Origin of the sequence: Teichococcus aestuarii, assembly GCF_003116135.1 — a bacterium.
GTDB lineage: Bacteria > Pseudomonadota > Alphaproteobacteria > Acetobacterales > Acetobacteraceae > Pseudoroseomonas > Pseudoroseomonas aestuarii.
Map to the genome: position 1 here is coordinate 1 of NZ_PDOA01000020.1, position 18,501 is coordinate 18,501.

Annotated in this window: 18 protein-coding genes; 10 read left to right on the forward strand and 8 right to left on the reverse strand. The window is 70.0% G+C overall.

From position 1 onward, the window contains the following. From CR165_RS20040 to CR165_RS20050, 4 genes are all read left to right on the forward strand, one after another. Nucleotides 1-473: Crp/Fnr family transcriptional regulator (locus CR165_RS20040; RefSeq protein WP_146201949.1), on the forward strand; the 473-nt coding region annotated here is incomplete at its 5' end. A 316-nt stretch (nt 474-789) separates the two neighbouring features. Beyond that, nucleotides 790-1,020, forward strand: a complete 231-nt coding sequence (locus tag CR165_RS25750) for a cyclic nucleotide-binding domain-containing protein (RefSeq protein ID WP_245906611.1) — start codon at nt 790-792, stop codon at nt 1,018-1,020. Nucleotides 1,021-1,051: 31 nt separating this feature from the next. Further along, a complete protein-coding gene (locus CR165_RS25755; protein WP_245906612.1) occupies nt 1,052-1,438 on the forward strand; it encodes a Crp/Fnr family transcriptional regulator in 387 nt (128 codons plus the stop codon). 328 nt (nt 1,439-1,766) lie between these two features. Then, nucleotides 1,767-2,813 (forward strand): GMC family oxidoreductase, encoded by a 1,047-nt coding sequence (locus CR165_RS20050; protein ID WP_219929799.1) that lies wholly within the window; start codon nt 1,767-1,769, stop codon nt 2,811-2,813. 278 nt (nt 2,814-3,091) lie between these two features. On the opposite strand, the gene CR165_RS20055 is transcribed toward CR165_RS20050, so the two are convergent. Together CR165_RS20055 and CR165_RS20060 are read right to left on the reverse strand one after the other, a co-directional pair. After that, nucleotides 3,092-3,880, reverse strand: a complete 789-nt coding sequence (locus tag CR165_RS20055; RefSeq protein WP_109518723.1) for an SDR family oxidoreductase — start codon at nt 3,878-3,880, stop codon at nt 3,092-3,094. Further along, nucleotides 3,880-4,206, reverse strand: a complete 327-nt coding sequence (locus CR165_RS20060; protein ID WP_109518724.1) for a nuclear transport factor 2 family protein — start codon at nt 4,204-4,206, stop codon at nt 3,880-3,882. Before CR165_RS20060 ends, CR165_RS20055 begins: the two co-directional genes overlap by 1 nt. 103 nt (nt 4,207-4,309) lie before the next feature. On the opposite strand from CR165_RS20060, the gene CR165_RS20065 reads away from it, so the two are divergent. From CR165_RS20065 to CR165_RS20075, 3 genes are all read left to right on the forward strand, one after another. Further along, nucleotides 4,310-4,669 (forward strand): winged helix-turn-helix transcriptional regulator, encoded by a 360-nt coding sequence (locus tag CR165_RS20065; protein ID WP_245906613.1) that lies wholly within the window; start codon nt 4,310-4,312, stop codon nt 4,667-4,669. 544 nt (nt 4,670-5,213) lie between these two features. Further along, nucleotides 5,214-5,645 carry a DUF2231 domain-containing protein gene (locus tag CR165_RS20070; protein WP_109518726.1) on the forward strand — a complete coding sequence of 144 codons (432 nt, stop codon included), beginning with the start codon at nt 5,214-5,216 and terminating at the stop codon, nt 5,643-5,645. Beyond that, nucleotides 5,645-6,937, forward strand: coding sequence for a PQQ-dependent sugar dehydrogenase (locus tag CR165_RS20075; protein WP_109518727.1), 1,293 nt, complete (start codon nt 5,645-5,647; stop codon nt 6,935-6,937). The genes CR165_RS20070 and CR165_RS20075 overlap by 1 nt, the downstream gene beginning before the upstream one ends. Nucleotides 6,938-7,044: 107 nt before the next feature. Here the strand turns inward: CR165_RS20075 and CR165_RS20080 are convergent, their stop codons facing one another. Then, a complete protein-coding gene (locus CR165_RS20080; protein ID WP_219929801.1) occupies nt 7,045-8,151 on the reverse strand; it encodes an alpha/beta hydrolase in 1,107 nt (368 codons plus the stop codon). Nucleotides 8,152-8,588: 437 nt separating this feature from the next. Here CR165_RS20080 and CR165_RS20085 point away from each other — a divergent pair, with 437 nt between their 5' ends. Next, nucleotides 8,589-9,269 carry a YidB family protein gene (locus CR165_RS20085; RefSeq protein WP_181378253.1) on the forward strand — a complete coding sequence of 227 codons (681 nt, stop codon included), beginning with the start codon at nt 8,589-8,591 and terminating at the stop codon, nt 9,267-9,269. A gap of 227 nt (nt 9,270-9,496) precedes the next feature. On the opposite strand, the gene CR165_RS20090 is transcribed toward CR165_RS20085, so the two are convergent. Genes CR165_RS20090 through CR165_RS20105 form a run of 4 tightly spaced genes read right to left on the reverse strand, consistent with a single transcriptional unit; the run spans nt 9,497 to nt 13,639 of the window. Next, nucleotides 9,497-10,348: a carbohydrate ABC transporter permease gene (locus tag CR165_RS20090; RefSeq protein WP_109518730.1), complete on the reverse strand. Its 852-nt coding sequence runs from the start codon at nt 10,346-10,348 to the stop codon at nt 9,497-9,499. Then, complete coding sequence (locus CR165_RS20095; protein ID WP_109518731.1) at nt 10,345-11,220, reverse strand: carbohydrate ABC transporter permease; 876 nt, start codon at nt 11,218-11,220, stop codon at nt 10,345-10,347. Before CR165_RS20095 ends, CR165_RS20090 begins: the two co-directional genes overlap by 4 nt. Nucleotides 11,221-11,234: 14 nt before the next feature. Further along, nucleotides 11,235-12,521, reverse strand: coding sequence for an ABC transporter substrate-binding protein (locus tag CR165_RS20100; RefSeq protein ID WP_109518732.1), 1,287 nt, complete (start codon nt 12,519-12,521; stop codon nt 11,235-11,237). A gap of 20 nt (nt 12,522-12,541) precedes the next feature. After that, nucleotides 12,542-13,639, reverse strand: coding sequence for an ABC transporter ATP-binding protein (locus CR165_RS20105; RefSeq protein WP_109518733.1), 1,098 nt, complete (start codon nt 13,637-13,639; stop codon nt 12,542-12,544). A gap of 211 nt (nt 13,640-13,850) precedes the next feature. Here CR165_RS20105 and CR165_RS20110 point away from each other — a divergent pair, with 211 nt between their 5' ends. Both CR165_RS20110 and CR165_RS20115 read left to right on the forward strand, forming a co-directional pair. Next, complete coding sequence (locus CR165_RS20110) at nt 13,851-14,678, forward strand: DeoR/GlpR family DNA-binding transcription regulator (RefSeq protein ID WP_109518734.1); 828 nt, start codon at nt 13,851-13,853, stop codon at nt 14,676-14,678. 77 nt (nt 14,679-14,755) lie between these two features. Then, complete coding sequence (locus CR165_RS20115; protein WP_109518735.1) at nt 14,756-15,256, forward strand: glycerophosphodiester phosphodiesterase family protein; 501 nt, start codon at nt 14,756-14,758, stop codon at nt 15,254-15,256. On the opposite strand, the gene CR165_RS20120 is transcribed toward CR165_RS20115, so the two are convergent. Continuing rightward, nucleotides 15,212-18,499, reverse strand: coding sequence for an error-prone DNA polymerase (locus CR165_RS20120; protein ID WP_109518736.1), 3,288 nt, complete (start codon nt 18,497-18,499; stop codon nt 15,212-15,214). The two genes, CR165_RS20115 and CR165_RS20120, sit on opposite strands and share 45 nt — an antisense overlap. Between the last annotated feature and the right edge of the window lie 2 nt (nt 18,500-18,501).

Consider the following 18,501-nt stretch of genomic DNA (forward strand, 5'->3'; position numbering starts at 1 on the left):
TCGCCGATGAGTTCGACGACCTGGAGGCCATGGTGCAGGCCCCCGGCGATGCCTTCCGCCTGAGCGCCGGCGCGCTGCGCGAGGCGATGGACGAGGACCGCGACCTGCGGCATCTGCTGCTGCGCTATGCCCTGGTCCATCACGGGCAGGTGGCGCGGAGCGGAGCCTGCAACGGGCGCCACCATACCGAGGATCGCCTCGCCCGCTGGCTGCTGATGGCGCATGACCGGGCTGAGGGGGACGAGTTCCCCATGACGCATGAGTTCCTGTCGATGATGCTGGGGGTGCGGCGGGCCGGCGTGACCGTGGCGGCCCGCGTGCTGCAGAAGGCGCAGTTCATCCGCTACGAGCGCGGCTGCATGGAGGTGACGGACCGGCCGGGCCTCGAGAGCGCAAGCTGCGAATGCTACGGCATCCAGCGCCGTGCGCTTGACCGCCTGTTTGGCGGCAGCAAGATGCCCTATCGACGCTGAGCCAGCCGACCGGGCTATGGCTTTGATGCCCTGGACAGCGTTCTACCCGGCAGCAGAGGGCGGTACTGCCATACTCGCCTTCTGGTGATTGCCGTACGCTTGCGTACAGACAATGCGGCCTCTGCTCACATAGCTAAGCCATCGTCTGCAGTGGCCCCGGCGCAGACGGCTGAGAGAGGCCCGTGCTCTTGCCGACACCGCGTCGCAGGAGCCTGTCATAGGACCCTCAGCCCCCCCCGCGCCCCGCAACCGCCTGCTCGCCGCCCTGCCGCCGGACAGCCTCGCCCGCCTCTGGCCGAAGCTGGAGCGGGTGGAGATGCAGCTCCGCCAGGTGCTGCACAAGCCGGAAGTGGCCATCGAGAATGTCTATTTCCCGGAAAGCGGGTGGTGCTCCATGCTCGCCTATATGGAGCATGGAGAGGCGATGGAGGTCGGGCATATCGGGTTCGAAGGGGTGATCGGACTGCCGGTCGTGCTGGCCGACGAGTCCGATGACCTGGAGGCCATGGTGCAGGCCCCCGGCGATGCCTTCCGCCTGAGCGCCTGAGCGCCTGAGCGCCGGCGCGCTGCGCGAGGCGATGGACGAGGACCGCGACCTGCGGCATCTGCTGCTGCGCTACGCCCTGGTCCTTCACGGGCAGGTGGCGCGGACCGGAGCCTGCAACGGCCGGCACGGGATCAACGAGCGCCTCGCCCGCTGGCTGCTGATGGCACATGACCGGGCTGAGGGGGACGAGTTCCCCATGACGCATGAGTTCCTGTCGCTGATGCTGGGGGTGCGGCGGGCCGGCGTGACCGTGGCGGCCCGCATGCTGCAGAAGGCGCAGTTCATCCGCTACGAGCGCGGCCGCATGGAGGTGACGGACCGGCCGGGCCTCGAAGGCGCGGGTTGCGAATGCTACGGCATTCAGCGCCGTGCGCTTGAGCGGCTGTTTGGCAGGAGCAAGCTTCCTGGCCAGCACTGAGCCGTCCATAGAGCCAGGCCGGTACGCTGGGCGCAGTGGGCTCGTCAGGCTGCTGGCCAAGGCTTGCCGCGGCTGGCGGCCATGCGCCCGTTTCGGCCGCTGAGACGGCTCAGCGAGGTTCCGGAAAGCGGACAGGCCGGGAGCCCGCCTGCCTCAGGCTCGCTATCCGAGGTTACGCGACTCGTGAACAGCCGCCAGGCGGACTCTCACGCGCGGCATCCGGCCGATGCCGTCTCCTGCACCGGCGGCAATCCGAAGAAGCAACGCCACTCGCGCGTGGATTGCGGGACGCTCTCGCATCCGGCCAGGAAGGGCGCATGGCCGGGCGATGCGCCATCAGCCGGCACCAGGCGCCGCATCGGGGCCGCAGTGCGACAGCCCAGGCCTCCGCCACCATGTCCTCTTCGCCGAGGCTGACCCCGCACGCCGCCATCCGCTGTACCGCGCCTATCTCCGGCCCTGGCTCGACCGCCCGAACCTGACCGTGCTGACGGGCGCCCTCGTGCATCGCGTCGTGTTCGACGGGCGCCGGGCGACCGGCGTGGAAGTCCTTCACGCCGGGCAGGTCGTGACGGTGGGCGCCAGCTCGGAGGTGGTGCTGTCGCTCGGGGCGATCCAGACGCCGAAGGTGCTGATGCATTCCGGCATCGGCGACCGCGCAGAACTGGGGCGGCACGGCATTCCGGTGCTGCAGCACCTGGCCGGCGTCGGCCGGAACTTCCAGGACCATGTCGCCTTCGGCTGCACCTGGGAATACGCCGAGCCGATCGCGCCCCGGAGCAGCGGCAGCGAGGCCACCCTGTACTGGAAGAGCCGGCCCGCCCTCGATGCGCCGGACCTGCTGTTCTGCCAGGTCGGGTTTCCCGTCCCGAGCGACCGGACCGCGGCGCGCGGCGTGCCGGCGCATGGATGGACGATGTTCGCGGGCCTCGCGCAGCCAGCCAGCCGCGGCCGCCTCCGCCTGCGGAGCGTGGATCCCCTGGCGCCTCTCGCCGTCGAGGCGGGCTTCCTGTCCGATCCGGCGGACATGACGACCGCGAGGGCCTGCGTCGAGCTCTGCCGCGCTCTGGGCAACGCGCCGGCCTTCCGGCCTTTCGTGCGAGGCGAGGCCATGCCCGGCCCTCTGAAGGGCGACGCGCTCGACCTCTACATCCGCGACGCCGCCGTCACCTACTGGCACCAGAGCTGCACAGCCAGGATGGGACGGGACAAGATGTCGGTCGTGGACGCCACGCTCAAGGCCTATGGCGTGGACGGGCTCCGGGTGGCGGACGCCTCGATCATGCCGCGCGTCACGACCGGGAACACCCAGGCGCCCTGCGCCATCATCGGCGAGCGGGCTGCCGGGATGATCCGGCAGGAGCACGGCGCGTAGCTGTTCCTGGCACGCCGGGGCCCCGGGCATCGCGGCGGTTCCAATGGAAGCATCCGGGGCATCCACCCCGGGGCCGCTGGCCCTGTCCATCGAGACAACTCCCGGGCGGTTCGACAGCGTCGTCAGGCCGCGTGTTCGTCATCGAGGGCCGCGGTTGGCCATGCCCGGCGACCGGCCCGGGTCTCGCGCTCTTCGGGAGGGCGCGCGTCCAGGGCCCCACGGCCGGTTGCGCCCTGCTGGGCCAGGCCCGGGGCGCCGCCCCCGTGCGGCGGGCGGGGCTACACCGTCGGGATGGTTCCGCCGTCGATGACGTAGTCCGCACCGTGAATGGCCGAGGCCCGGTCGGAGGCGAGGAAGGCGATCAGCTCCGCCACCTCCTCGGGCCTTGCGGGGCGGCCGAGAGGGATGCCGCCAAGCGCCTCCAGGATGCCCTGACGCGCGGCGTCCGGCGTTCCTCCGCTGCTGGCCGCGAGCCGCTGCACCAGCGCATCCGCCGCTTCCGTATAGATCCAGCCGGGCGAGACGACGTTGACCCGCACCCCCTTCGGCCCGACCTCTTTCGAGAGAGCCTTGCTGTAGGTCGTCAGGGCGGCCTTCGCGGCGGCATAGGCGGTCGTGGAATCGTGCAATGGCAGCCGGCGCTGGATGGAGGCGACGTGGATCACCGCGCCCGAGCCGCGCGCGGCCATCTGCGGCAGGAGCAGCCGGTCGAGCCGCACCGCCGGCATCAGGTTCAGGTCGAGCTCGGCGCGCCAATGCTCCTCGGTCAGGGCCGCGAAGCCCCCGCCTGGTGCCCGGGAGCCGCCGAGAACGTGCACCAGCACGTCGACGCCGCCGAGGCGCTCCATGGCTGCTTCCGCGAGCACATGCGCTCCGTCCGGGCTTGTGAGATCGGCTTCGACGAAGTCGGCGCCCGTGAGATCCTCGGGCCGGCGTCTCGCCGCCGTCATCACGCGGGCCCCCGCATCCAGGAAGCGCTGGACGGTCGCCCGGCCGGTGCCCTTGCTGCCCGCGGTGATGAGAACGCGGCGTCCCTCGAACTCGGCAGGATGGCTGTAGGGCGGCATCAGGCGATCTCCAGCCCGGCAATCGCATCGTGCCGGAGCAGGAAGCTGAGGGTGAAGCGGATCGGGCTGCCAGGGAAATCCCCTGCGGTCAGGCCCTCCACGAGGATGCGGCCATCGCGTTCGCGCCATGTCTCCGGCGTGAAGACGGCGCGGCTGGCGATCGTCGCCGACTGGATCCAGGTCCTGATCTCGTCTCGGCCCGTATGGTGCCCGCCATCGTCGCGCACCACCGCGTCCCGGGCGAATGGCGCCGCCATGCCGTCTGCGTCGAGCCGGGCGTTGGCCGCGACATAGGCTGCAATGGGTGCCGGCAGTTCGTTGGTCATGGCATGACTCCGGAGATGTGTTGCCCTGGCCTGAAGCTGTTTCTAAGCTGCCCGAATGGCAAGAACGGACGAAAAAGTAAGGGACTTACCCCGAAGTAAGCGTGTGGAATACACGGCCGAAACGGCTGCGCAGGGCGTGCAGAACGTGATCAGGGTACTCGAGGGGCGCTGGAAGCTCGTGATCCTGTTTCAGCTCTTCGGCGGACAGGTGCGACGCTTCTCCGATCTCGAGCGGGCCATTCCCGGCGTGTCGCAGAAAATGCTGATCCAGCAGCTGCGTCAGTTGGAGGGCGACGGTGTTGTCGCACGCATCGTCCATCATCAGGTGCCCCCGAAGGTGGAGTACCACCTGACCGCGTGGGGACAGGCGCTATGCCCGGCGCTTGATGCACTGCTGATGTGGGCGGAAAGCACACCCTCCGGGCTTCGCTCGCGGCCTGTCGAGACAGTGCAGTCCGATTAGCGGGGTGCTCAAAAACACCGTCACTCCACATTGGCTTGTAAAGCGCCGCCTGGGCTTGCTTCGGAAAGGTGGAGGGGAGGGTTCCTGATGAGGCAAGAGGAACCCCATGACGCAGCAGAGACGGTTCACGAAGAAATCTGAGACGAGGCAATCCGCCTGGTCCAGACGAGCGGGCGGAGTCGGAACTCGTCTGGCGCACCATGTCTGAAACACGTCAGGATGCCGGCAGGCCGTCGGCCGCCACATCGATGGCCTCTACAGCCTGTCAGGCGCCATGCCGCGCTCGACTTCGCAGGCTTGGCTCAGTTCGAGAAGATGGACGCCAGGTTGATCCAACGCTCCTCCATCAGACGGGAGCAAGTCCAACTCCATCCTGGCAGGATCTGCACGGTTCGCCGGAATGGCGGCCGCTTCGAACGGGGAGCCAGACTGCGGCGCCGAAACCCATCCTTCGCTGCCCCGTTGTCCTACCGCCGCCTCCGAAAGAGGCAGGTCAGGCCATGGCCGCTTCACCGGGCCCGGCCGGATAAGAGGAGGCTCCGCCGTGGTTGCCATAACCAGCCCAAGATCCCCGAGGCCGCTTCACCCGCTGCATGCGATCCTGCTTGCCTTTCCGCTTCCCCTGTTTCTCGGCGCGCTGCTCAGCGACTTCGCCTATCGGGCAAGCTTCCAGATCCAGTGGGCCAATTTCTCCTCCTGGCTCATCGCGGGAGGCCTTCTCGTCGGCGGCTTTGCTCTGCTCTGGGCGCTGGTGGACCTGATACGGAGCGGCGCCGGACGCAGGAGGCGGGCGGCCATCTATTTCATCGTGCTGCTGGCGATGTGGGTGCTGGGCTTCATCAACGCGCTCGTTCACGCGAAGGACGCCTTCGCGATCATGCCGGAGGCGCTCTACCTTTCCGCCATCGCGACGATCCTCGCGCTTGTTGCGGCCTGGATGGGCTATTCCGGCTACCAGTCCCGGGAGGCAGTGTGATGCGCGCGATCTTGCTGATGGGTGTTGCGGCACTGGCCCTCTCCGCCTGCGATGGCGAGGGCAACTCTGGTCCGCAGCAGCGCGGCCCCAATCCGGAACTTCCGGAACCGAATCGCGGCCTGCTGCCCGACATGACGATCCCCCGGCCGACCTCCTGGGGCGATGACCGCCCGGCCGTGCCACAGGGCTACACGATCCAGGCCATCGCCACGGATCTCAGGATCCCGCGCCAGACCCTCATCCTGCCCAATGGCGATATCCTGGTCACGGAGGGAACCGGTGGCCAGGGCGCGCCTCGGCTCAACCCTAAGGCCTTCATCGCAAACATTATCAAGGGCTGGGGCAAGACGTCGGTGCCAGGCGGCAACCGGCTGACGCTGCTACGCGACGCCGATGGCGACGGCACCTACGAGAGCCGGGGCATCTTCGCGGAAAATCTGAACGGGCCTTATGGCCTCGCCCTGGTCAATGGCTCCCTCTACGTCGCCAACCAGGATGCGCTGGTGCGCTTCAGCTACCGCGACGGCCAGACCGAGGCGAGCGGGCCACCGGTGCATGTCGCGGATCTGCCCTCGGCAATCAACCACCACTGGACGAAGGCGATGACCGCCAGCGCCGATGGCCGCTTCCTCTATGTCGGCATCGGCTCCAACAGCAACATCACCGAGCGCGGCATGGAAGCCGAGGTCGGGCGGGCGATGGTGTGGCAGATCGATGCGCAGACGGGCGCGCACAGACCTTACGCCACCGGCCTCCGCAACCCCACGGCGCTCACGATTCAGCCGGGCACGGGCCAGCTCTGGGCGGTGGTGAACGAACGCGACGAGATCGGCCCCGACCTCGTGCCGGACTACCTGACCTCGGTCCGCGAGGGCGGCTTCTATGGCTGGCCCTACAGCTACTGGGGGCAGAACGTCGATATGCGGGTGCAGCCGCAGGACCCGGAAAAGGTCGCCGCGGCGATCCGCCCCGATTACAGCCTGGGCGCACATGTGGCCGCGCTGGGCGTCGCCTTCTCGAACCCCGCCATGGGCGAGGCCTTCGCGGACGGAGTCTTCGTCGGCGAGCATGGCAGCTGGAACCGCAATGTGCCCACCGGCTACAGGGTTGTTTTCGTACCCTTCCGTGATGGACAGCCGGCAGGTGCCCCGGTCGACTTCGTGTCCGGCTTCCTGAACGGCGAGGGCCAGGCGCGTGGCCGCCCGGTGGGTGTCTCGGTGGACCCGCGCGGCGCCCTGATCGTTGCCGACGATCTCTCGAACACGGTGTGGAGGATCACGCCAAGCCGCTGAGCCTGTCGCCCGGGGGATCGCCTCCGGGCGCTGAGCCAGCCCCGCTCCGGCACGCCTGGGCTTGCGCCATCTGCCATGCCGCGTGATGGCCGAAGCTGAGCCAACACTCACACATCCGCCGCGATGGCCGCCAGGTCTGCCAGCAGCTTCGCCACGGCATCCGGCTGCTCCTGCTGCACCCAATGACCCGCGCTAGGAATCAGGTGCAGGTCACGAAAATCAGCGCACGCGTCCTCTTGCATACGGGGCAGGGCAAGGGGAGTCTGGTGGATGCCCCAGTCGCTGGCGCCAGCGATGAAGATGGTTGGCACCTCGATCCGCCGGCCGCTGAACAGGGTAAGATCGGCGGCGTTCGCACCGCTCGTGCCGCAGCGATAGGATTGCAGCCCACCGGCGAAGCCCGTGCGGGAATACTCGGCGACATAAACGGCCAGCTCGGCATCTGTGAGCCAGGGCGCCCCGGTGGCCGGCATGTGCGGAGCCACTGCCTCAGGCATTGTCGCATGCAAGGGCATGACGTAGTAGTCCGGCAGCTTCGCCAACTCCTCCGCCGTCCAGCCGGCCAGCGGGAAGGGTCTGTTGCCGGGCCAGTCCGCACTCTTGTGGTGATAGTAGGCGCGCAGGAAAGCCTGTAGCCCCTGCCGCGGGTGATCCATATCTCCCGCTGCGCGACGCTCAGAATAATACCACTGGTAGTGCTTGCGCGGCACTTCCAGCCGGGCCAGGTCAGCGCTGATGTCTTGCCCTGAGGGTGCCCCGAAGCGTGGGGGACCGGCGAAGGGCGCGCTCATGAGTGCCAGGCGCCGGAAGACGTCCGGACGAATCAGCGCGGACCAGGCTGCGACCGGGGAACCATAGTCGTGGCCGACCAGCGCATGGACCTCCTTCAGCCCCAGCGCCTGGACCAAAGCCAGTTGGTCGCGCACCATGTTCAGCATCAGGAAAGGCGTCAGCGGCTCATCGTAGCCTGCGCTCCAGCCCGTGGTGCGGCCATATCCCCGGAGGTCTGGAGCGATGACGTGAAAGCCGGCATCAGCCAGGGCCGGCATCACCTTGCGCCATGAGAAGGCGAGCTCGGGAAAGCCATGCAGCAGCAGCATTGCGGGCTGTCCAGCCTTTCCGGCTTCCAGCACGTGTACGGAGAGCCCATTGACCCCGGGCAGGATGCGGCTGCGGATGCCGGCGGGCAGCAAGGCAGGATCGAAGGGTGTCACGCGGCATGGTCTCCATTGCTGGGGCTGGAGCATGATCCGACCTGACTGATCCGGACAGGGGTTTTCCGGGCGGCTGGAAACCTGATCCACCGCTCTTGGCGGTGCGTGCCGCAGAAGCGGTCCCACAGCGCAGGCCGCGTCGTGATGGCCTGATCCATCACAGGATCTCCGGCTATCCCTCGGCATCGTCCATTCCGCCACCAGGGCGGGCGCCACCCAGGCCGCAAAGCGCTGCGGGGCGCGCCAGAGGTGCAGCGGCACCCGCAGGATGTGTGGATAGGTCATGGAGCGGGCCGTCATCCAGCACCGGAGCCTGTGTATCGTACCGGGATATCCGCGCAGTATCGCCCCCGGGCGCCGGTCCGGCAGGGCGGCCCCGGCAACGGGCCTCTCGGCTACGGCGTTGTGCTCCGCAGAGCATGCAAGGAGCGACCATCATGAGCGGTTTATTCCCCGGGCAATCCGGCGGCGGTTCCATCGGTGGCCTCGGCGGCGGGGTCAAGGCCGCCGCGATGGCGCTGCTCATCCAGCAGTTGCTCAGGCACGCCCAGGGCGGGGGAGCACAGGCCGGCGGCCTGCACGGCGGCAGCCACGCCGCTCCGATGGGCGGCGGGCTGGGCGGTCTGCTCGGCGGGTTGCTCGGGAGCGGAGGCGCCCCGATGGCTGGCGGCGGTGGCCTTGGCGGAATCCTGGGCGGGCTTCTCGGCGGAGGGGCGCCGGCGACAGGTGGCACCGGCGGCGGGCTGGGCGGGATGGCCGGCCATGGCGCGGGCGGCGGGCTCGGCGGCCTGCTGGGCGGGCTGGGTGGCCTGCTCGGGAGCCTGCGGAGCCAGGGCCTCGACCGGCAGGTGGACTCCTGGGTGTCGCGCGACACGAACCAGCCGGTCTCGCCGCGGGACCTCGAGGGCAGCTTCGACCCCCGGGAGCTGGACGAGGCGGCGCAGCACGCCGGTACCGATCGCGCCGCCATCCTCGCCGAACTGAGCAACATCCTGCCGCACATGGTCGATCGGGCCACTCCCCAGGGCAACCTTCCCCAGCGCGAGGAGGAGCTGGGCCAGGGAGGCCTGGGCGGGCTGCTCGGAAACCTGATGGGCGGCGGGGGAAGCCACCGGTAGGGCGTTCCACTCTCGGGCCGGAAGCCGGGAGCACGATTGCCGCAGCCGGTGCTGTCCGCTGGTGCGGCAATTCCCCCGGCCCGGCCAGGGGGGATGGGGGAGGCTGGAGCGTCATGCGCGGGAAGGCGAGGCTCCCTCCACAGCAGCCCTTCCCGCCGGAGGCTCGGGAGGCGCCGGAACAGGCCCAAACCAGAGGATCGAAGTGACGTCTCCGGAGGCATGAGGGCTCAGCGGATGCCGGCCCGCATGAAGGACTGCACGAACTGCCGCTGGAACAGGAGGAAGGCGAGCAGCAGTGGCGCCGAGGTCAACAGCGTCGCCGCGCTGATGATGGCCCAGTCGATGCCCTGGTCGGTGGAGGCGAAGACGGCGAGGCCCACGGTCAGCGGCCGCGTCTCCACCGTGTTGGTGATGACCAGCGGCCAGAGGAAGTTGTTCCAGTGATAGGAGACGGAGGTAAGGCCGTAGGCCAGGTAGGTCGGGCGCGCCAGCGGCACATAGACCTTCCAGAGGATGCCGAAGGTGCCGCAGCCCTCGATGCGCGCCGCGTCCTCCAGCTCCTTCGGCACCTGCTTGAAGGTCTGTCGCAGCAGGAAGATGCCGAAGGCGGAGGCGACATAGGGCAGGCCGATGCCCACCACCGTGTCCACCAGGCCCAGCGCCCGCATGGTGCGGTAATTCTCGACGATCAGCATGTCCGGCATGATCATGAGCTGCACCAGCACGATGGCGAACAGCACGCCGGCCCAGCGCGAGCTGCTGCGGGCGAAGACGAACGCCGCCAGCGTGCCCAGCACGAACTGGCAGCCCGTGACGAAGGTGACCAGCAGAACGCTGTTCAGCATGTAGCGCGGAAAGGGCGCGGCGTTCCAGGCGGCCGTGAAATTGTCCAGCGTCAGCGGCGCGAACAGCTCGAAGCGCGTGGCGTAGCCGGTAGGGTGGATGGCGGCCCAGAGTGCGTAGAGCAGCGGCGCCGCCCAGGCCAGCGCCAGCGTCCAGGCCGCCAGCGTTTCCAGCCACAGCCCGAGGCGCAGGCGCGGCTGCGCCGCTGCGGTGGGCGTCAATGTCGTGGCGCTCATCGGTAATGCGTCCGCCGGCCAAGAAGGGTGAACTGCGCCAGGGCCACCAGCGCCAGGATCAGCAGCAGCACCATGGTCAGCGCCGATGCCTGCGCGGTGTCCCAGAAGCGGAAGCCCACCTCGTAGATGTAGGTCAGCAGCAGGGCGGTGGCATTGTCCGGCCCGCCATGCGTCATGACGATGATGTGGTCCACCAGCCGGAAGCCGTTGATGAGCGCGTTCACCGCGATGAACAGCGTGGTGGGGCCGAGCAGCGGCAGCGTCACGCGGCGGAACACCGTGAAGCGGGACGCGCCTTCCACCGATGCCGCCTCGTACAGCACGGGCGGGATGGCCTGCAGCGCGGCCAGGTAGAAGATCATGAAGAACCCGGCTTCCTTCCAGACTGCGATGGCCATCATCGCGCCCAGCGCCGTCTCCTGGCTGCCGATCCAGTTGGTGGGGCCCCAGCCGAACAGGAAGCCGGTGATGCGGTCCACCAGCCCGTAATCCGGCGTGTAGAAGAACAGCCACAGATTGGCGACCGCGATCATCGGCAGCACGGTCGGCGTGAAGTAGGCCACGCGGAGGGCGGCGCGGCCGGCGATGCGGCCGTTCACCCACAGCGCCATGGCCAGCGCCAGCCCGATGGAGAGCGGCACCGTGCCCAGCGCGTAGAGCAGGTTGTTGGACAGCGCCTGCCAGAACACCGGGTCGTCGGCCAGCGCCGCGTAGTTCTCCACGCCCACGAAGCGCGCGGGGCGCGCGCCGCGCGGGGTGGAGAACAGCGAGTGCCAGAGGGTCGCCACCACGGGATAGTGCGTGAAGGCGACCAGCAGCAGCATGGCCGGGCCCAGCATCAGCCAGGCGTGAAGAGTCGCGCGTCCGCGCATGGGCCCGGGCCGCCTCAGCCGCGATAGGCGCGCAGGATGCGATCGGCCTCCGCCTGCGCCTGCGCCATGGCGGGCACGGGCTGGGCGCGGCCGGTCAGCACGGCCTGCAGGCCGTCGTTCAGGGCCTTGGTCACGCGCTGGTTCTCATGCGTGGACAGCTCGGCCACCGCGTGCGGCAGCTGGTCGCGCGCCACGGCGGCGGCGGGGAAGCCGGCCACGTATTCCTTCATCTTCGGGGTCTCCCACGCGGCGGGGCTGGTGGCGACATAGCCCGTGTCGATGCCCCACTGCGCCGCGCGCTCCGGTTCGGTCAGGAAGCGGGCGAACTTCACCGCCGCCTCGCGCTGCGCCGGGCTGGCGGATTTGAAGACGTAGAGGTTGCCGCCGCCCGTCGGGCTGCCGCGGCGCCGGCCGGCCGGCAGCATGGCGACGCCGAAGGGGAAGGGCGCGTTGGCCTTGACGTTGGTCAGGTTGCCCGTGGTGGTCCACATCATCGCCACCTTGCGCTCGAAGAAGTCGCGCGGGGTGGTGCCCCATTCCACGATGCCGGAAGGCTGCACCTTGTGCCGGGCGGACAGGTCCGTCCAGTACTGCAGCGCCTCGGCCACCTTCGGGTCCGCGAAGAAGGTCCGGTTCCCCGCCTCGTTCATCAGGCGCACGTCGTTCTGCGTGGTCAGCGCCTGGAACAGCCAGTAGGGAAAGCCGGAAGAGGGGATCTGGATGCCCCACTGCGTCACGGAATCGCCCTGCCGCCTGGTCAGCTTCTGCGCAAAGGCCACCTGCTCCGCCCAGTCCTTCGGCGGGGTCTCCGGGTCCAGGCCGGCCGCCTTGAAGGCATCCTTGTTGTAGTACATGACGATGGTGGAGCGCTGGAACGGAATACCCCAGGTCTTGCCACCCGTGCGGCTGTTCTCCATGAAGCCGGGGTAGAAGCTGTCCATCCAGCCCTTCTCGGCGCCGGGCAGTTCGTCCCACGACACGACCACATCCTCATCGACCAGCGTGAACATGTCGGTGGACAGCAGGCAGGCCATCTGCGGCGCATCGCCGCCGCGCGCCGCCGTCAGCGCCTTGGTGATCGAGTCCTGGTAGGTGCCGGTATAGACCGGGCGGATGCGGATGCCCGGGTTGGCGCGCTCGAAATCCGCGCAATAGCCATCGATCACCTTGGTGATCGGGCCGCCCACGGCCACCGGGTAGTTGAAGGTGATCTGCACGGGCGCCTGGGCCCGCACCGCAGGGGCCGCGAGCATGGGCGAGGCGGCGAGCGCGCCGAGCGCGGCGCGACGGGTGATCAGCATGGTCTGGCTCCCTCAGGGGTTCAGGCGAAGGTTGGCGCGTGGGACGGCAGCGGCAGGCGCTGCCCCGTTGCGGAACTGAACAGGTGCGCCAGCGGCGGCAGGCGCAGCCGCACGGCGGTGCCGGCGGGCAGCGCGTGGTTGCCGGGGATGCGGGCCTGCAACGTCTCGCCGGCCGTGCCGACGGCGCAGCGCAGCACCGTCTCGGCGCCCAGGAACTCGGCGCCGCTGACAATGGCGGGCAGGCCGGGGCCGTCTGTGGGCGCCACATCCTCGGGCCGCAGGCCCAGCATCGCGCCGGCCGCCTCGGCAGGCGCCACCGGGTGCTCCGGCGCACCGGCAATGGCGGCGCCGCCCGGCGCGGCCTGCAGCCGCAGCAGCGACATGGGCGGCGTGCCGATGAAGCCGGCGGCGAAGGCCGTGGCGGGGCGGGCGTAAAGCTCGGCCGGCGTCGCGTCCTGCTCGACGCGCCCCTCGCGCATGAGCACGACCTGGTCGGCCATGCTCATGGCCTCCACCTGGTCGTGGGTGACATAGACCATGGTCAGGCCCAGGCGCTGCTGCAGGGCGCGGATCTCGGCCCGCATCTCGGCCCGCAGCTTGGCATCGAGGTTGGAGAGCGGCTCGTCCATCAGGCAGACCGGCGCTTCGGCCACGATGGCGCGGGCCAGCGCCACGCGCTGCTGCTGCCCGCCCGAAAGCTGTGCCGGCCGGCGTTCCAGCAGCGATGCCAGCCCCAGCATGGCGGCGGTGCGGGTGAGCCGCGCGTCGCGCTCCGCCCGCGGCACCTTCCGCGCCCGCAGGCCGAACAGGATGTTCTCGGCCACATCGAGATGCGGGAACAGCGCGTAGGACTGGAACACCATGGACACGCCGCGCGCCGCCGGCGGCAACGCGGTCACGTCCCGCCCGGCGAAGTGGACGCTGCCGGACGACGCCGCCTCCAGCCCCGCCAGCACGCGCAGCAGCGTCGACTTGCCGCAGCCGGAAGGGCCGAGCAGCACGATCAGGGATCCTGGCGCGGCGGTGATGTCGATGTTGTGCAGGGCCACCGTGTCGCCGAACTGCTTGCGCACGGCATCCAGCCGGATGGCGGCCCCGGGGCCGTCGGTGATGCTCATGGGAACGGCTGATAACCGCCCGGTGCTTCGGATGAATGTCGCTTTGATGGCGGTTTCGTGACTCCGCGCCTGCGGCGAAGCCAGCGCCAGGGCGGCGGATTAATCGCGTGAAATCATCAGCTTGTGGCATGGGCGAGGCAAGCCCGGCGCAACATCGAACCTTCTCTGCCCTGTCACGCGGTTGCAGCACTGGCCGTCTAGGAGCGTACACATGAACAGGCAGAATTTTCACCTGAACATCGCCGCCACGCCGTCCCGGAGCCGGCAGGCGATGATCGCCGAGATGCTGAAGACGCGCGACTTCCTGCGCGTGGACGAGCTCGCCCAGCATTTCGAGGTGACGACCCAGACCATCCGGCGCGACATCAACGGCCTCTGCGAGCAGGGCGTGGCCCGGCGCCGCCATGGCGGCATCACCTGCCCCGGCCATTGCGGCAACATGAGCTTCCGCGACCGTGAGGTGCTGAACCGCGCGGCCAAGCGGCAGATCGGCGCCGCCGTGGCACGGGAGGTGCCGGACGGCGCCTGCATCTCCCTCGGCATCGGCACCACGCCGCAGATCGTGGCGGAATGCCTGGGCAGGCATCGCGGGCTGAAGATCGTCACCAACAACCTGCCGCTCGCCCTGGCCGCGGCGCAGAACCCGGAATTCGAGGTGGCGATCGCGGGCGGCACCGTCCGCACCGGGGATCTCGATGTCTGCGGCCCGGCGGGGGAGGAGCTGTTCAGCGCCTATCTCGTCGACATCGCCATCTTCGGTGTCGGCGGTGTCGATGCGGACGGCTCGCTGCTCGACTACTCGCGCGAGGAAGTGCGCATCCGCGAGGTGATGATGCGCCATTCCCGACGGTCCTTCCTGGTGCTCGACGCCTCCAAGTTCAGCCGCGCGGCGCATGTGCGCGGCGGGCGGATCGAGGATGTCTCCGCCGTCTTCTGCGACGCCGCGCTGCCGCCCGCGATCCGCGAGCGGCTGGCGCAGTCCGGTACGGCGGTCGTGCCATGCCCCCCCATTCAGGCCGAAGGTCGGGACCACACCTGAACCCGCGCCCTGTCCCCTTCCATCGGCCCGTTCGGCCGCCGCGGGCGGCGCCTGGGCATTGAACCGTCAGACGATCCATGACCTCCTTCGAGATCTTCGGCCACCGCGGCACCAATCCCTATCCCGACCATTATTGGGGCGCCGACTGGGCCGAGCTGGACATCCAGATGACGGCCGACGGCGTGCTGGTGGTGGCCCACGACACCGGCACCGTTCCCCGCACCACCTACGCCAGCCTGCACGCCGCCAACCCCGCCGCCATGACGCTGGACGAGGCGCTGGACCTGATCGCCGCCAAGGCGGCCGAGACCGGCCGCGACGTCAAGATCAGCATCGAGATGAAGGGCGTGTCCACCCACGCCGCGCGCGGCCTGGACATGCCGCAGGCGCTGGTCGACCTGCTGGTGGAGCGGAGCCATCCGCATCCCGGGATGATCTCCATGGCGGCCATGCAAAGCCCTGGCGCCCCTGGAAAAGCGGGTGGCGCAAATCTTCGGCCGGAAGCGGCAGCCGGCATCCCCGCGCCCTTCGCGTCACTGGAAATCGCGGCTCTTCACCGGCAGCACCGGCCGGCGTGATCCTGGCTCGGGCCGGCGCACCTCATCCGCCCGCCCCAGCGCCGCGGCACCCCAGTCCTGCTCCTCCGCCGCGTTCAGGCCGCGCAGCAGGTCCGTCCGGTCGGTCAGCGCCTCGGCGATGATATGCGTCACCGGCACCTCCGCCTGCCTCGTCTCGCGCTCGATCCGGCCCTGGACCATCAGCAGCCGCGCGTTGATCAGCGCCGCGCGGTCCCGCGCCACCAGATCGGCGAAGACGACCAGGTTGGCGGTGCCGTGCTCATCCTCCACGGTGACGAACACCACGCCCTTCGAGGTGCCCGGGCGCTGGCGCATCAGCACCAGCCCGGCGAGCAGGATCCTTCTGCCGGAGGGCAGGGCGCCGATCTCCCGGATATCCTGGCAGCCCAGGGCTCTGAGCCGGTGCCTGAGCAGCGCCAGCGGGTGCCGCCCCAGCGTCAGGCCGGTGGCCAGGTAGTCCAGCACCACGCCCTGGCCCTCCTGCTCCCCGGGTAGGCTGGGGCTTGCTTCCGGCAGCAGCGGCGGCTCGCCGGCGGCCGCTTTCTGCGCCGCCAGCAGCAGGAGCGGCGGCACCGCCTTCTCGACGCCCCTTGCCGCCCAGATCGCCTGCCGGCGGGGGACGCCCATGCCCGCAAAGCCATCCGCCGCCGCCAGCGCCTCGGTGGCCTTGCGGCCAAGCCCGGCGCGGCGCACCACCTCCTCCACGCTGGCGAAGGGCGCGCCGTTGCCGGCCCGCCGCGCTTTGACGATCTGCTCGCCCTCCGCGCGGGCGAGGCCCGCCGCCATGCGCAGCCCCAGCCGCAGCGCCAGCCCCTCGGCGCTTCCGGGCTCCGGCTCCAGCGTGCAGTCCCAGCCGCTCCGGTTGACGTCGAGCGGGCGGACCTGGACGCCATGCTCCCTGGCATCGCGGACGATCTGCGCCGGGGCATAGAAGCCCATGGGCTGGCTGTTCAGCAGGGCGGCGGCGAACACCGCCGGGTGGTGGCACTTCAGCCAGGCCGAGGCATAGGCCAGATGCGCGAAGGAGGCCGCGTGGCTCTCCGGAAAGCCGTAGGAGCCGAACCCCTCCAGTTGCTGGAACACCCGCTCGGCGAGGCCGGGGTCGTAGCCGCGCCGCACCATGCCGCCCACCAGCCGCTCCCGGTACTCCGTCACGCCCTTTGTATGCTTGAAGGTCGCCATGGCGCGGCGGAGCTGGTCCGCCTCCTCTGGCGTGAAGCGCGCGGCGACCATGGCCACCCGCATCGCCTGCTCCTGGAACAGCGGCACCCCCAATGTCCGCTTGAGCACGTCCTTGAGCTCGTCGGGATGTCCATGCGCGGGGGAGGGGCTGGGATAGACCGGCCGCTCCAGTCCCCAGCGGCGGCGCAGATAGGGGTGCACCATGTCGCCCTGGATGGGGCCGGGGCGGATGATCGCCACCTGGATGACGAGGTCGTAGAACTTTTCCGGCCGCAGCCGGGGCAGCATGTTCATCTGCGCCCGGCTCTCCACCTGGAACACGCCAATGGAATCCGCCCGCCGCAGCATGGCGTAGGTGTCCGGGCAATCGCGCGGCAGGTCCGCCAGGCCAAGCTGCCTGCGGTGGTGCCGGCGCAGCAGCGCGAAGCCGCGGCGCAGCAGGGAGAGCATGCCGAGCGCCAGGATATCGACCTTGAGCAGGCCGAGCGCGTCGATGTCGTCCTTGTCCCATTCCAGCACCGTCCGCCCCGGCATGGCGGCGTTGCCGATCACCGCCAGCTCGGTCAGCGGCCCGCGGCTGATGACGAAGCCGCCCACATGGGTCGCCAGATGGCGGGGGAAGTCCTGGATCTCCTCGGCCAGCTGCAGCGTCCAGCGGAGCGCCGGGTCGGCGGGGTCGAGGCCGAGGCCGGCGGCCAGCTCGGGCAGGGTCTGCTCGCGCCCCGGCCCCCAGCTGGCCTTGGCCAGCTTCGCGGTGACATCCTCCGACAGGCCCATCGCCTTGCCGACCTCGCGCAGCGCGCTGCGCACCCGGTAGCGGATCACCGTGCCGGCGATCGCCGCCCGCTCGCGGCCATAGCGCTCGTAGATGTGCTGGATCACCTCCTCGCGCCGCTCATGCTCGAAATCGACGTCGATGTCGGGCGGCTCGCGGCGGTTGGCCGAGACGAAGCGCTCGAACAGCAGGTCGTGCCGGGCCGGGTCCACCGCGGTGATGCCAAGCACGTAGCAGCAGGTGGAGTTGGCGGCCGAGCCGCGCCCCTGGCAGAGGATCCCTTTCTGCCGCGCGAAGCGCACCACCTCGTGCACGGTGAGGAAGTAGGGCGCGTAGCCCAGGCTCTCGATCAGCCGCAGCTCATGGTCGATGCGGGCCTGGATGTCGGCCGGCACGCCCTCGGGCCAGCGCCCGGCGGCGGCGGCCTGCACGCGCGCCGCCAGGGTCTGCTGCGGCGTGCGGCCGGGCTCTAGGATCTCGTCCGGGTATTCGTGCCGCAGCTGGTCGAGCGAGAAGCCGCCCGTCGCCTCCAGCACCCGCAGCGTGCCGGTCAGCGCCTCCGGATGGCCGGCGAACAGCCGCGCCATGTCGCAGGGCCGCTTGAGCCGGCGCTCGGCATTCGGCTCGGCGTGCCGGCCCAGCGCCGCCACGGGGCAGCCGAGGCGGATGGCGGTGAGCAGGTCGGCCACGGGGCGGCGCCGGCGGTGGTGGTAGCGCACATCGTTCCAGGCCAGCAGCGCGGCACCGTGGCCGGCCTCCGTGGCCAGCTGGGCCAGCCAGGCCAGCCGCGCCCGGTCCTGGCCATCCATCCGGCAGGCGGCGGCGCAGAACAGCGGCAGCGCCAGAAGCGGCCAGAGCCGCTCGGCCAGCCCGGCGAAGCGGCGGGCAAACGCCGCATCCGGCTGGTGCGGCGGAATGGCCGCCAGGCACCAGCCCGCCGCATGCGCCAGCATCTCCTCCAGCCCGATCTGGCATTCGCCTTTCGGCGCGCGCAGCCGGCCGCGTGACAGCAGGGTGGTCAGCCGGCCATAGCCGCCGCGGTCCGTCGGCCAGGCGAGGAACTCCGACCCATCCTCGAGCGCGAGCCGCGCGCCGACGCGGAAGGGCAGCCCGGCCTCCCTGGCCGCCACATGGCCGCGCACCACGCCGGCCAGGCTGTTGCGGTCGCAGATCCCGAGCCCGGCATGGCCGAGCGCCCGGGCGGCCAGCACCAGCTCCGCCGGGTGCGAGGCACCGTCCAGCAGGGAGAAGTTGGAGCGGGCGCCAAGCTCCGCATAGCCTTCCACGG

Excerpts from the sequence above, each read along its gene's own strand:
- CR165_RS25750 (WP_245906611.1), top strand. The coding sequence starts at position 790 with ATGCAGCTCCGCCAGGTGCTGCACAAGCCGGAAGTGGCCATCGAGAAT.
- CR165_RS25755 (WP_245906612.1), top strand. The coding sequence starts at position 1,052 with ATGGACGAGGACCGCGACCTGCGGCATCTGCTGCTGCGCTACGCCCTG.
- CR165_RS20050 (WP_219929799.1), top strand. The coding sequence starts at position 1,767 with ATGCGCCATCAGCCGGCACCAGGCGCCGCATCGGGGCCGCAGTGCGAC.
- CR165_RS20055 (WP_109518723.1), bottom strand. The coding sequence starts at position 3,880 with ATGCCGCCCTACAGCCATCCTGCCGAGTTCGAGGGACGCCGCGTTCTC.
- CR165_RS20060 (WP_109518724.1), bottom strand. The coding sequence starts at position 4,206 with ATGACCAACGAACTGCCGGCACCCATTGCAGCCTATGTCGCGGCCAAC.
- CR165_RS20075 (WP_109518727.1), top strand. The coding sequence starts at position 5,645 with ATGCGCGCGATCTTGCTGATGGGTGTTGCGGCACTGGCCCTCTCCGCC.
- CR165_RS20085 (WP_181378253.1), top strand. The coding sequence starts at position 8,589 with ATGAGCGGTTTATTCCCCGGGCAATCCGGCGGCGGTTCCATCGGTGGC.
- CR165_RS20090 (WP_109518730.1), bottom strand. The coding sequence starts at position 10,348 with ATGAGCGCCACGACATTGACGCCCACCGCAGCGGCGCAGCCGCGCCTG.
- CR165_RS20095 (WP_109518731.1), bottom strand. The coding sequence starts at position 11,220 with ATGCGCGGACGCGCGACTCTTCACGCCTGGCTGATGCTGGGCCCGGCC.
- CR165_RS20100 (WP_109518732.1), bottom strand. The coding sequence starts at position 12,521 with ATGCTGATCACCCGTCGCGCCGCGCTCGGCGCGCTCGCCGCCTCGCCC.
- CR165_RS20105 (WP_109518733.1), bottom strand. The coding sequence starts at position 13,639 with ATGAGCATCACCGACGGCCCCGGGGCCGCCATCCGGCTGGATGCCGTG.
- CR165_RS20110 (WP_109518734.1), top strand. The coding sequence starts at position 13,851 with ATGAACAGGCAGAATTTTCACCTGAACATCGCCGCCACGCCGTCCCGG.
- CR165_RS20115 (WP_109518735.1), top strand. The coding sequence starts at position 14,756 with ATGACCTCCTTCGAGATCTTCGGCCACCGCGGCACCAATCCCTATCCC.